This window comes from Catelliglobosispora koreensis DSM 44566 (assembly GCF_000379685.1).
In the GTDB taxonomy this organism is placed as follows: Bacteria; Actinomycetota; Actinomycetes; order Mycobacteriales; family Micromonosporaceae; genus Catelliglobosispora; species Catelliglobosispora koreensis.
The window spans coordinates 783,072-795,564 of record NZ_KB903249.1; the positions used below are offsets into that span (position 1 = coordinate 783,072).

Below are 12,493 nucleotides of genomic sequence, written 5' to 3' on the forward strand. Positions count from 1 at the left end.
TGGCAGGAAAGGAGACCCATGTACATGACGCTCACCATGCTCATCGCCGCCGGTGCCGTGGCAGTAGCTGTGCTTACGGCGATTGCGCTGGCTGCCGTTGCCGGGCGGCACCGCCGCGCCCACCACCGGCTGCACACTCGCCTGCAGTCTGATCCGCTAACCATGCTGCCTAACCGGGCCGCCCTGACCAGTCACCTCGCCGGGCTGGCCCGCACCGGATGCGGCTACACCTTGTGCCTGCTCAACCTTGACCGGTTCGCGTATCTCAACCTGCACGCCGGCTACCGCACCGGCGACGAACTGCTCGTCCTGGCCGCCGCCCGCCTCGCCCATGCCGCACAAGCATGCCGGCAGACGCGGGTGTTCAAACTCGTCGGCGACGAATACGCCATCACCACCACCACAACAGATTCCGCCGAACTGCTTGCCCGTCTACGTGAGGCGGTCACCGGCACCTACGAACTACACACCTGCGGCCACCAGATCACCACCCGCATTGCGGCCACCGCCGGTGCCGCCACCTCACCGCGTTACGCCCGGCTGCCCGCAGCCACCATGTTGCGCCGCGCCGACCAAGCGCTGCAAGCGGCCAAACGCCACCACCGCAACACCATTAGCATCTGGCAGCCGCACCTGGACACGTTGCCGCTGACCCGCCACCGGCGCATCCGCACCGCCCAAACCTAAACACTGCCAACGCACTCAGCCTGCCACCGCCACGTGGCGCGCACCCGAAAACCGGACCGATGTCCCGGGGCGCGCGCCAGCCGTCCCGGGATTTCCTTGCCCCTGAAAGGAAACCCGCCATGCACCGGCTCCTGCTCATCGCCGCGGCCCTGGCCGCCGCGTTCGCCGCCGGCCGCGCCAGCACCCGCCCCACCCGAGCCCGGCTACACGCCCAGCTGGCCCAAGCGACCCACCGCCACCACCACGACCCGCTCACCGGGCTGCTCAACCGCACCGGACTTGCCGCCGCCTACCACACGATCACCACACCGCACCTGATCGTGCTGCTCGACCTCGACAGGTTCAAACACCTCAACGACACCCACGGCCACCGCACCGGCGACCATCTCCTGGCTGTCACCGGCAGCCGCCTGGCAACAGCGGCCACACACTTGGGTGGGATCGCCGCACGCCTGTCCGGCGACGAATACGCCGCTATCCTGCCCACCCGGCACACCCCGCAACATGTTGCAGCCACCCTCACCGGCCACATCAGACAGCCGGTCACCGCCGACGGCGCCAGCATCCGCGTCACCGCCAGCCTCGGCATCTGCCACATCAGCGCACCCACCACGCTGACCGCAGCCCTGCACCACGCCGACATCGCCATGTACCACGCCAAAACCAGCGGCGGCAACACCTTCGGCCTGCACCACACCGGCATGACCATGCCCACGGCCACCATGGCCCGGCAGCGAGGCGGCCGCCGGTGAACACCCCACCCGGCCACGACATGGCCTGCCGGCAATGCCTGACCCCGCTGAACATCCTCAACGGCACCTACTGCCATCCCAGCCACCTGCCCGATCCCGGCCACCAGCCACAGCCCACGCCCGTGTCCGCCATGGAGATCGTCAACCGGCGCTGCGACTTTTGCGGCGACCCGTTTCCGTTGTGGCAACTAGACACCGGCGACCTCACCGTCATCGCCGGCACCGCGGACACCCAGCTGCTGCAAAACCTGGGCTCCAGCTGGGCCGCCTGCCACCCCTGCTGGACCGATATCGACACCACCAGCCCCGCCCAGCTCACGCACAAGGCCATACGCGGCCTCGGCATCACCGCAGACCCGCACACCGTGGCGCACCTGTCCGCCCTGCACCACACGCTGATCGAGCACCGGCGGCCCGGCCGCACCCTGATCACCACCACACCATGGCCGCCCGCCGCGATCGGCGCCGCGGACCTGCCGAAAATCCGCACCCGCCTGGCCGCGTTCCTCGCCGGCACCGACCGGCTGCCCGCACCCATGGACGCACACCGGCAGCAGATACAGGCGAGCCTGGCACGGGCACACCTGTACTGGATCGACCCGGCGTTCACCGAACTGGCGCAACACGCCGCCACATCGCTGCCACCTGATGCCATCACCGCCGAACTCGCCCCCTGCGACGACGGCCTGCTCGCCTGGCCGCATCCGGTCACCGCCCGGCACATCACCGCCATCTCCTGGACCCGCCAGCCATCCGGGCACACCGTCACCGTCTACCGCACCATCGGCAACGGCCTACCCGACCCGCACATCCAGCACCTGCGCCAGCAGATCGGCTGGCTGGCCCCAGCCGCCACACATCACCTCACACAAAGCAGCACGGCGGTGCATCCTGCCGTCGCTGTCGCCGCGGCGACCTGGCTGCTCATCACCCAGCAAGCCGCCGAAACCGTTGAAGCGCCACCGGCGAAAGCGGCCCGCAACACCGCACGCCGCACCGGCAAACCGGCACCGCCGGTACGGATCGTGCGCATCAAACCCGCCACACCCGCCGGCACCATCCACACCGGAGATGCCGGCAAACGGCTATACCGCAACAGATTCTGGGTCACCGGTCACTGGCGCAACCAGCCCTACGGACCCGGCCGCACCCAGCGCCGCCTGGTCTACATCAGCCCGTTCCTGCGCGGCCCACACGACGCACCCATCACCGCCACCACCACCGTGCGCGCCCTGACCACCCGGCCACCAGCGGCCACCGCCAACCCTGGAAAGGACGAGAACCCGTGAACACCAGCAACATCTTGCGCTACCGGCTGTCCGGCCCCGCCGACCTGCCCGCCGTCACCGCCTACCTGCTGGGCTACCAGCCCTCACCTGGCAGCATCGCCGCCCTGGCTGTCCACAACGCACGCATCCAAGCCTGCCTCGGCATTGACGCACAACGCATCCCACCACAACCCGAAGCCATCACCGCAGTCGCCGACGAACTCGCCGCACACGCCACCACCAACAACTGGACCCTGATCCTGCTGTTCTACGGCAACACCAGCCAAACCGGCCACCGCATCACCACCATCCTCCAACACCTGCACCACAACGAAATCCAGGTGGCCGCCGCCTACCGCATCGGCGAAAAACACCTGCACTGCCTGCTATGCGGCGGCTGCGACCACGACATCACCGCCTACGACATCACCACCAGCGCGTTTTCGGCCACCGCCGCCTACGCCGGGATGCCCAACCCACCCGACCGGGCCACCATCGCCGCCCAATACGCACCCATCACCGGCACCCGCCGCCACCACTTCGACAACACTCTCAAACAAGCACTCCAGCGGCACCGCAGCCTCACCGCCAGCGACGGCGGAAACCCGGCCGGGCAAACCAGCCAGCAACTCCACCTGGCCGGCACCACCGCCGTCGACGACGCCATCGCCCAAACCCACACCGGCGAGCTCATCGACGACCACGACGCCGCCTGGCTCCTGCTCCTGCTACAACACCTGCCCGTGCGCGACCACGCCTGGACCACCGGCAACAGCCTGCCCGCACAACGCCTATGGGCACACCTGACCCGCCTGGCGCCACCCGCCTTCGCCGCACCACCGGCATGCCTGCTGGCCATCAACGCCCTCACCCACGGCGACCACCTCACCGCCAACATCGCCCTCGAACGCGCCCAGCACGCCGACCCCACCTACAGCCTCACCCACATCCTCACCCGCGCCATCCACGCCCGCCTCACCCAACAACAAATGCGCGACCTGCTCACCTTCAACACCGAAACCCCACCACCGGCACAGAACTGAAAACACAACCGCAGAACCGCGAACCACAAACCGCAGAAACGCAAACCACAAACCACAGCGAAGCCACCGGCTGAAAGGAAACGTATGTACAGCATCACCATCTGCTACCCCGGCGAAAGCACCACCGCCACCTACATCGGCGCCACCGAACACCAACTACACCGTCTGCTCTTCGAACGACTCGTCGTCTGGCTCGACGACAACGGCGATACCCACCTACCCGACTTCTGGCTCGACGACTACCCACCACACGAAGTAACACCCAGCGACCCCGAAGCCGTCCAGCAATGGCTTGATGCCTTCGCGAAAAGACCCAACCGTCCAACCTGGACAATCAACACGACCGTGCTGCCGCTGGAGCGGCCATGACTGGCACGGGCAGGATCGACGACGACCTGATCCGGCGCGCCCTCGCCGCCCGTGACCGCGCCCGCTGCCACCCGGTGCCGCCCATGACCATGACACCCGCCCAGATGAGGGCCAAAGCCGAACAGCGATGGTCCTACCGGCTGTGGTGGCGGCATGTCAACAGGCTGCACCGGCTACGGCGCAAACTACTGCGACGGTGAAACTCGCCCGGCGGCCCGGCCAGCCCACGCCTTTGCGTGGGTAAAAGGCCGGGCCGCCAAGCCGGGCTACCACACGCTACTGGTGCCTGAGCCGCCCACCTAACACATTGATCTGCTGCCAGCACTGGCCTAGCTCAAACGGTTTGGCCATCTTCGAGGTAAGCAAGCACACCGGTATCTAAGGCTGCCAAGACATTCGTGAGACGAGCAGATGGGCCACCTTGAGCCACCAAGGCAACAGCTTCAACTCTAGTGACTGCCTGCCAAGCTTCGATTTCGTTGTCCTCCAATACGATCGTCGCTAGTTGTGCTGCTGTCACAACACCGCCGTCAAAGACGAACTGAATGCACGCGGGTCGTTCATTGCTCGGCGTCTTTGTAGTCGACCACGAGCAGTCGGCCAGCTGAAGTTTCTAACCCGATCTCTTCCTGCGTTTCGCGTCGCGCAGCATCGCGGGGTGACTCGTCTGGCTCGATTAACCCGCCGGGCAAGTGCCAGACCCGCTTGTAGCGCGGCTTCACAAGTACGATCCGTCCATGCTGATCTCGCAACAGCAACGCCGATGCTCCCATGACTAGCCGCTGCTGATCGAAGAATGCCGTCTTGCTGGCGTTTCCGGAGTTCGTGACCACAGTCTGCCTCATCTCTCCAACGTGAACAGATGTGTCCGAGGACTTACCTACCACATGTACTGACCGCCGTCGACGACGATCTTTTGGCCGGATATAAAGCGCGACTCATCAGACAGCAGCAGCATAACGGCGTCGGCAACGTCGTCTGGTTGGCCCAACCGTCCTAAAGGGATCTGCTCTTCTCTCGCCCGCCGGGTCGCCGGATCGGCAAGGCCGAAACGCTGTTCGGTTTCCCCGGTCAGGGTCAAGCCGGGAACGATCGTGTTGACGCGGATCTTTGGCCCCAATTCCAAAGCTAGACAGTGGGTCATCACCATCAAGCCTGCCTTTGATGCACAGGTGTTGACCCCGTTACGCCTGCCCCGGATGCCTGTTGAAGCCCCGATGTTGAGAATGACGCCACCCTGGTCCTGACTGAGCATCTGCCGGGCTGCCTGCTGCGAACATAGGAAGGCGCCCTTGAGGTTGACATCAATCACCGAGTCCCAGTCCTGTTCGCTCATCTCCAGCAAGGGCCGGTCAACAACTCGCGCCGCGTTGTTGATGAGAACGTCGAGACTGCCGAACTCGTGGATTGCGCGCTGCATAAGGCCGGATACCGCTTCAGCGTTGCTCACGTCGGCTTTGACCATCACTACGTGCGGGCTGATCTGCTGGCACCTGGCCAGTGCCACCGCGGCTCGTTCATCGTTGGCGGAGTAGTTCAGCACGACACGGTATCCCTGGTGCAGCAGGCGTTCGGCAATGGCTTTGCCGATCCCGCTGGAGCTTCCGGTGACGATTGCGGTTTTGACATTGCTGCTCATACAGAAGACTCCTAGGGAAGGGTTATCCGGTGATGGCGGGCCGTAACGCCTCGCCAAGTGCTACGAGACGACGCTCCTGCGGCCATGCTTCGGCAGCACTCTTCCAAGCGGATTGGACTTCCTTCTGGCGTTGCTTGCTTCCGAGCTTCGCTACGCCCTCGGCGGCTTGTCCGATGTAGAGCTCGAACGCGTCCATGTCATCAAGCAGCACTGCGGTTCGCGCTTGATGGTTGATGATCTCGAACCGGATACGGTCAGGCACCGGGCTGTGCGTCTGCTGCTCCATTCGGGCGAAGACGTTGGCCGCTACCTGCTGATACTCGCGACCCGGGAATCGCTCGGCGAGCGCCAGATAGGAAAGGCCCTGCTCAAGGGTGAGTGAGGCTCTGGTGAACTCCGCATACAGGTAGCTAGGGTCCTGCTCGGGATGCTGCGGGTACAGGCGCTCAGCCAGGTCTGCAGACGAGAGGGCATCGCGTTCACGCCCAAGTTGGCCATAGGCGACGGACAGCTCCGCATGGATTCGCGACCGCTGAAGCGCAGGAAGCGCGGACTCGAAGTTCAGCGCACGTTCATATACCGAGGCAGCCTGAGTTGGATCGTCGCCGTAGAAATAGGTGCTGGCTAGCGAAATGAGTGCTGAAGCGCGGCTGCTCATATCCGGTGTGGCGTTAGCGAAGTGCAGAGCCTGCTTGCAGTGGTGCTCCCTTATCCCGAGCTGGTTGCGGTGCAGGGCAACGATTCCGCAGATCCGGTGTGCTTGGGACGCGAGCCGGGCAGCAACACCTCTGAACACTGACTCCCGGCTGGCAATCGCTTCCAGCTCAAGGAGATAGGCCGACATTACCTGCGCGACTGTCGGCAGATCACTGCCCCGGAGCAGGTGCCAGCAAGCAGTCAGGCTTGCCGCGCAGCGAGCGAGGAAAAATTCAGTCGCAGCAGTGCAACCAAGGCGGCCCGCTGTCGGCGTTGCCAACGTTAGGGGAAGCGCGGCAATGGTTATGAGTGCCTGCCGCCGGGAAAGGGCGTGGGCGGGATCGCGGTGTTCACCGACAGCGTCGAACATCAAGACTTCCCTGTTGAGCAGATCTTGCAGAGCGTCAGATGGAGCGCCGCTGCCGGTCCAGTTGTCTACGGTTCCAAGTAGGTGGCCGAGCCGGACGCCGAACCACACCGGCCAATCTGGGGCACCGATCGAGTAATCATCGCTTGGCTGGGAGGCCCGCCACGCCTGCTCAGATCGTTGCTTGGCGTCAGCGACAGAGATTTCTCCCGCAGGCGGCCCGATTAGCCGTTCAAAGTCAAAGCCCCAGTGCAGCGAGGCAACGCGCTGCGCGACCGGACGCGCCGTTTCGATCTCGCCCGCCATCCAGCGCGATAGATGCCGTGGAGAGAGCGTGACCCGCTCATGGTGTTCACGTGCCGTCCGTTCAAATGCCGCGCATGTCTCCCCGATGGTCCGCCGACTGTGGCGGACAAGCTGCTCTAGCAGCGTGCGCGGGGGTGGACGATCCATGTTGCTCACGGTAGAGGCTGGGAGCCCCATGAGCGAGATCACGGTAGCACCGACGAGGAAATGTCAGTCCAATGTCATGGGCAGGTCCTGGTAGTGGCCAGTGCTCTTCGTCGATATGGCACGGGTGTCGCTGCCAAGATTGTTGGTACCTGCCACGGCGATTGGCTCGCAAGATGCGCCGTAGCGGAAGCGGAGCCCGGCTGACCGCCTTCTGTATGCCAGCACGCCGGACGGACTCAGACCCAAGAGCTAACGGAGGTGCGAACGTGACTGGGCAGCAGCCGAGGAATCAGCCCGATGTAAACGCTCCCTTATGGAACAACTCCACGACAGTGGTGCGCGTTCTGCGTGATCGCATGCAGGCCCAGAATTGGGCCACCGTGCAAACGCTGGAGCTTCCCGTGTACGGCCCCGCTGGCGAGCTCGACGAGCGCCCGCTTGATCTCGGAGTGGGGCTCTGGCGATGAGTACCTGGACAACGCGTGCTGACGAGCAAGTGAGCTTTGGCGATCTCGTCGCGCTGAGCGTCCTGGCCCACTCTGATGCCGTAGGGCGAATCGTGGCCGAGGGCGACAACGGCAAGATCCAATGTGTCCTGGTGCGCGGCGGCACCACCAAGGCTGGCGACTTCGTGACGGTCGAAGAAGAACAGCTCCTTGTCAGGGTCTACAGCTAACAGGAGTGGGCTATGACGACGCCGAAATTGCGCCTGGTCGCTTCGAACGAGACGCCTCAACAGGTATGCAATTGTCGACCTTGGGGCTTGCTGCACCACGTCAGCCGCGACCTGGTGCTTGCCGACTTCATGGAATGGGCACAGCTGTTCCACCAGGTGCAGCTCAAGATGCTGGTTCGGGGCGATCACGTGGCTATCTGCGAGCTGCTGGCTCGCCGTCCAGGTCAAGGCCGCGCCCGTTTGGTCATGAGTGTCTTGTGCGCTTGGGCTGACTGTGCACGGGTGACCTTGGAACTGACGCCCTCTGACCACTGGGGCTCCGATGTGGAGCGGCTAACGAAGTTCTACGAGTCGCTGGAGTTCGAGCCGAACCTGGAGCAGGAGCAGAGGTTTCGGGTGCAGGAGTCCATGATCCGCTACCCAGTGCGGGGACGGGTGCATGTCCGCCGCTGAACCCCGGGACTGGGGCATCCGCAGCCTTGCCACCGGCCGTGCCTACCTGTGGGCCAAGAGTCAGAGAGCAGCCGAGTTTATGCAAGCAGGGACAGGGCGACCCGACGGTTACGAAATCGTGCAGTTCGTTGATGGTGAACTCATCGTTCGCGACACCCGGCCAAACGCGCCTCCTATGCCGGAGTTTGCACGCCAACCACTTGCCGAGCCGATGAGTGAAGACGATGAAGTGCTCCGCATGCTGTTTGGCTACACCGATCCGGCGTACGGCATCAAGATTCCGCCCCTGACCATGACAGCCGCCGAGATCCGAGAGCGAGCCGAAGCACAACTACGAGCCAATCCAATGCGCTGGCACTGGCACAGGCTGCGAGTCTGGTGGTATCACCGGCGGCACTAGGATCGTCATGAGTTCTACCAATGCGGTTTATGGCACGGGCATTGCGGGATGGTTGACGGTAGCGGTTCCGCCGAGTCCTGAAAACCCTTACGCTGCCTCAAAATGATCGATCACTACACTGAACTGATCGAGACCCGCCAGCTCAAGCCGGGCGAAAGATTGCCGAGCCATGCCCAACTGCGGGAAGAGTTCGGCGTGTCAATCACGGTCGTCCGGCAAGCCATACAGTGGCTAAAGGCAGCCGGGCTCATTGAAGGCGTTCATGGTCTTGGAACGTTCGTAGTGGAAAACCGAGACCGAGATCTTCCGATTGACCCCGGGCAGAAGTCCTATTGCGATCGGCGGATTACGAGTCCGGGGGTCGTGCAGCGTCCATAGTGGACTTGAGCTGTTGCTCTTGTCCGAAAGCGGGTCCTCGCCCGCTAGATCATTCCGCGTATATTCCGCAGGCATCGGATCGCTGAAATCGGCATGCATAGCATCCCGCTGTTACCTACCCTCACATCATGTCGTGACGTCGTGAACGAATTGACTCGATCCCACTGAACAGGTCCATCGCCAGTAAGAGCCCGATGCCCCAGAATGGGGCCGGGAGGACGATCACGGATGGGAACGAGACGGCATTCACCTGAGCAGGTCATCCGCAAACTGCGTGAGGGTGGTGCGCCTGTCGGCGTGGGGTGTACGCCAGACTTCTCGATCATGAATCGCCAGAACAGCCGGACGGCTTCTCGTCCAGGACGGGTGATCTTGTCATTGCGTCCAGTATGGCTAGAGTGCTCGATAGTGACCGAATCCCAGTCGAAACGGACGATAATCGACTCGACGGGTGGGTCGGAGACTGGCTTTGCGGTGACAACGAGGTCAGTCATTGAGGTCAGCGCGGCAAGCTGTTGAGGGGCCAGCAGTTAGCGCGATACCCCTATCGCACCGGCCCCTCAGTCGCCCGCGTCACGGGGAGTACCGCGGGCGAACACCTAACTTAGCTGAGCTGTTGAGCGCGCAGTCAACTCTGCCTCTCTTTCTTGGATACCGAAGTATTAGCCCTGCTCATGTACAGTTCGTGGTCTTGATAAGGCGTGGTAAGTGACGTCTCGCTATTCTGATATTTGGGCTGATTGGTGTTAGGCGTGCGTGGGACAGTGAAAGCCGCAGTTGCTGGCATGCGGGCGAGCCGCGTTAAGTGGATTTTGGTAGCGTTTGTCGTGGTTGCCGCCGTGGTCGTTAGCGTCTCATTTGTTTTGACCCGCACCGGGAGCCTGGCTCCTGGTGACGAGTTGAAGAGGGATCCGGCGCCTTATGGCTGGCATGGATCCAAGGCCGTGGGGTCAGTGTTCACCGACGGCTTCAACTATTTGTTTTTGACGCCTAATGCACGCGGCGATATTCGGCTGATCTCTGCTCGACCGCTCATGGACGAGAGCGGAGCGGTGAAGGTTGTTGGCGTCCGCGCCCGGGTGGTACCGGACATGCTCCCACGGAATTTCACTTACTCGTCGGTGCAGGATTCTCCTGGCTTTCCCTCTGGTCACCCTGATCTGGCGGGCGCAGTTCCTGTGAATGAACTCGTTATCCGGCCGTCATCGGCAGGGCAGGATACTCGCTGGGTCGAGTTCCAGATCGGGTACGAAGTTGTTGCGGAAGGCCGCTCTGCACGCCGTGGTGTCGAGGTGACCTATGAGTATGACGGTTCGCGGCATGTGACGGTGATCCCAAGCTATCTGGCAATTTGCGCACCCGTGACCGCAGAATGCCAGCCAGAACACGACGAGTAAACCCGCCAATCGACGGCAACCAAGCGCCATGTCGCACGAAATCAGTGGAGTCAGATTTGTCATAGGCACCAACAGATTTCTGACTTCTTGTTGATTCTCTGGAGGGTAAGGTCTTTCACAGCAACAGGTTGATGTTACCTGCCATTTCCATGCTCGGCGGTTCACCCTATCTACGCAGGGACTTGACGGCAGCATGCTGCACGTTTACCGTGATGCACTGCATCGATCACGGAGGAAATCCTTGGCGCACAACAGCTTCCGTTGCATACCGCGTTTAACGCGAACTAGGCGGATCATCCCTTTCGTTACCCTAGCTCTGCCCCTATCCTTGATCTTCGTTGTGCAGCCTGCCGTTGCCAGCGAACTAGATCCTAAAACGACAACCGTCGTAGCAAGCGAGTTCTCAACCTCGGATACAGACCCAGGGCGGACGAGCGTGTCATTCCCTGTCTCGGGTGTTCTGGCTGACAAGGACGGCGGCCCTGTGCCAGACGCTGATTTAGCGGCGTTTCTTGATCCGAGCCCGGCGATGCTGGCCGGAAAACAGCCAGCTGAATCCATTCCGCTTGCAGCCGTGCGCACAAATGCCAAGGGTGAGTTCCAGCTGACGATCCCGGCGCTTAAGGGCATCGGCAGATATCTGGACCGCAAGGGCCTGATCACGCTGCAGTTCATGAGCTTCGGCGAGCAGCACGACCTGGTTTATCAGCTGCAAGTCAAGCTTCCCACTATCGTTGGCAAACCCGCCCGGGCCGCGATCGCCGACAGCCGCGTCTTCTCGGCTGGCACCTCACCGAGGGTTGTTCAAGTGAGCGACGAGGGAACCGCGATTGAAGGCATGAAACTCACCGCGACGAAGAGATCGGTTGCCGCGCCTGCCTTCGGAACGCAGTCATTCAGCGAGAGGGAGGAATGCCTCAAAACGGTGGGATCGCCTCAGCTATACCAGTGGTTCTGGGTCCAGGAAGGCAGCGCGGTCAAGAAATGGGTTCCCGTCCAGCGCTCCCAGACTGGAAACCGGACCAAATTGCAGTACCAGTGGAGCAACACGAACGAGACCTCTGTCGAAGTCGGCATCAAGCTTGAGTACAGCGGCGCGACCGTCACGGGTGGATTCAGCCAAACCCTCGTCAACGCATCAGGGATCGATTTCAGCACAGGACACAATGTCGTACGCGATCTCGAAGCCCAGTATGACTTTTACTTCCACCGGCTCAGGTGCACACGGCTAGGCGGCGGAGGCACTGACGCCCAAGTAACCAAGCTCTTGCCACACACCTTCACAGGCGGCAACCGGAACACGACGTACACCGGCTATTACGGCTGCGCAGAACAGTATCGAACCGAGATCAGCAACCCCACATGGGTATCGAAAGCGAGCACTACCACTATCTCCGGAAGCCTAGAACTCAACGGCGCAAAGCTAGCGGCTGTCCAGAAGAACACCTCAGCACACAAGAAGACGTACATCCCCGTGACCACACCTGCCGGCCTATGTGGCGAGAACGGGAACCCGGCCGACACCGAACGCGTGGGCGAGGTATGGACTGCCTCAGGCGGAGGCGGCACACCAGGCGATGGCGGCGATGACGACGATGGCATCAGCCAGCCAGGTGTTGCCGTTCCGTCTGGAATGGTCTACCAGCTGTGGGGCGACACTGCCGGGTGGCACAGCGGTAACACCGACAACAGTGTGAACGGCGTCTCCGCAGTGAATATGGGCGGGCAATGGCCTCAAGCCCTTGCAATCAAAAACGGTGTCGTACATCAAATCTGGGGCGACACTTCCGGCTGGCACATCGGAAGCACCGGGCTGCCGACAGATGCCGTATCAGCGGTGAACATGGGTGGCACGCACCCTCAGGGGCTTGCCCTAAAGAATGGTGTCGTACATCAGATCTGGGCTGACACCTCT

Annotated in this window: 16 protein-coding genes; 13 read left to right on the plus strand and 3 right to left on the minus strand. The window is 62.6% G+C overall.

Features of this window, described 5'->3' with window-relative positions:
* The first annotated feature begins 24 nt into the window (after nucleotides 1-24).
* From A3E1_RS0103660 to A3E1_RS0103685, 6 genes are all read left to right on the plus strand, one after another.
* Complete coding sequence (locus tag A3E1_RS0103660; RefSeq protein ID WP_157631291.1) at nucleotides 25-687, plus strand: diguanylate cyclase domain-containing protein; 663 nt, start codon at nucleotides 25-27, stop codon at nucleotides 685-687.
* A gap of 119 nt (nucleotides 688-806) precedes the next feature.
* The gene (locus A3E1_RS38780; RefSeq protein ID WP_020519388.1) at nucleotides 807-1,439 is read left to right on the plus strand and encodes a GGDEF domain-containing protein; all 633 of its coding nucleotides are present in this window, start codon (nucleotides 807-809) and stop codon (nucleotides 1,437-1,439) included.
* A complete protein-coding gene (locus A3E1_RS46905; protein WP_026208054.1) occupies nucleotides 1,436-2,728 on the plus strand; it encodes a hypothetical protein in 1,293 nt (430 codons plus the stop codon). The genes A3E1_RS38780 and A3E1_RS46905 overlap by 4 nt, the downstream gene beginning before the upstream one ends.
* Nucleotides 2,725-3,750, plus strand: a complete 1,026-nt coding sequence (locus A3E1_RS0103675) for a DUF4192 domain-containing protein (protein WP_020519389.1) — start codon at nucleotides 2,725-2,727, stop codon at nucleotides 3,748-3,750. Before A3E1_RS46905 ends, A3E1_RS0103675 begins: the two co-directional genes overlap by 4 nt.
* Nucleotides 3,751-3,834: 84 nt before the next feature.
* Nucleotides 3,835-4,119: a hypothetical protein gene (locus tag A3E1_RS0103680; RefSeq protein ID WP_020519390.1), complete on the plus strand. Its 285-nt coding sequence runs from the start codon at nucleotides 3,835-3,837 to the stop codon at nucleotides 4,117-4,119.
* Nucleotides 4,116-4,319: a hypothetical protein gene (locus A3E1_RS0103685; RefSeq protein ID WP_020519391.1), complete on the plus strand. Its 204-nt coding sequence runs from the start codon at nucleotides 4,116-4,118 to the stop codon at nucleotides 4,317-4,319. Before A3E1_RS0103680 ends, A3E1_RS0103685 begins: the two co-directional genes overlap by 4 nt.
* A gap of 360 nt (nucleotides 4,320-4,679) precedes the next feature.
* Here A3E1_RS0103685 and A3E1_RS45885 read toward each other — a convergent pair whose 3' ends face one another.
* The 3 genes from A3E1_RS45885 to A3E1_RS0103700 are packed head-to-tail and all read right to left on the minus strand — an operon-like array spanning nucleotide 4,680 to nucleotide 7,274.
* On the minus strand, nucleotides 4,680-4,964 hold the full coding sequence (locus A3E1_RS45885) for an NUDIX domain-containing protein (RefSeq protein ID WP_083929341.1): 285 nt from the start codon (nucleotides 4,962-4,964) through the stop codon (nucleotides 4,680-4,682).
* A gap of 35 nt (nucleotides 4,965-4,999) precedes the next feature.
* Nucleotides 5,000-5,758, minus strand: coding sequence for an SDR family NAD(P)-dependent oxidoreductase (locus A3E1_RS0103695; protein ID WP_020519393.1), 759 nt, complete (start codon nucleotides 5,756-5,758; stop codon nucleotides 5,000-5,002).
* A gap of 22 nt (nucleotides 5,759-5,780) precedes the next feature.
* Nucleotides 5,781-7,274, minus strand: coding sequence for a tetratricopeptide repeat protein (locus tag A3E1_RS0103700; protein ID WP_157631292.1), 1,494 nt, complete (start codon nucleotides 7,272-7,274; stop codon nucleotides 5,781-5,783).
* Between the two features lie 266 nt (nucleotides 7,275-7,540).
* On the opposite strand from A3E1_RS0103700, the gene A3E1_RS46910 reads away from it, so the two are divergent.
* The 7 genes from A3E1_RS46910 to A3E1_RS0103735 all read left to right on the plus strand — a co-directional run.
* Nucleotides 7,541-7,741: a hypothetical protein gene (locus A3E1_RS46910; protein ID WP_157631293.1), complete on the plus strand. Its 201-nt coding sequence runs from the start codon at nucleotides 7,541-7,543 to the stop codon at nucleotides 7,739-7,741.
* Nucleotides 7,738-7,950, plus strand: coding sequence for a hypothetical protein (locus tag A3E1_RS0103710; protein WP_020519396.1), 213 nt, complete (start codon nucleotides 7,738-7,740; stop codon nucleotides 7,948-7,950). Before A3E1_RS46910 ends, A3E1_RS0103710 begins: the two co-directional genes overlap by 4 nt.
* A gap of 12 nt (nucleotides 7,951-7,962) precedes the next feature.
* A complete protein-coding gene (locus A3E1_RS0103715; protein WP_020519397.1) occupies nucleotides 7,963-8,403 on the plus strand; it encodes a hypothetical protein in 441 nt (146 codons plus the stop codon).
* Nucleotides 8,390-8,803 carry a hypothetical protein gene (locus tag A3E1_RS0103720; protein ID WP_020519398.1) on the plus strand — a complete coding sequence of 138 codons (414 nt, stop codon included), beginning with the start codon at nucleotides 8,390-8,392 and terminating at the stop codon, nucleotides 8,801-8,803. Before A3E1_RS0103715 ends, A3E1_RS0103720 begins: the two co-directional genes overlap by 14 nt.
* A gap of 102 nt (nucleotides 8,804-8,905) precedes the next feature.
* On the plus strand, nucleotides 8,906-9,181 hold the full coding sequence (locus A3E1_RS38790) for a winged helix-turn-helix domain-containing protein (RefSeq protein ID WP_020519399.1): 276 nt from the start codon (nucleotides 8,906-8,908) through the stop codon (nucleotides 9,179-9,181).
* A gap of 764 nt (nucleotides 9,182-9,945) precedes the next feature.
* Nucleotides 9,946-10,578, plus strand: a complete 633-nt coding sequence (locus tag A3E1_RS0103730) for a hypothetical protein (RefSeq protein ID WP_026208055.1) — start codon at nucleotides 9,946-9,948, stop codon at nucleotides 10,576-10,578.
* A gap of 436 nt (nucleotides 10,579-11,014) precedes the next feature.
* A partial coding sequence (locus tag A3E1_RS0103735; RefSeq protein WP_026208056.1) for a hypothetical protein occupies nucleotides 11,015-12,493 on the plus strand: 1,479 nt, incomplete at its 3' end.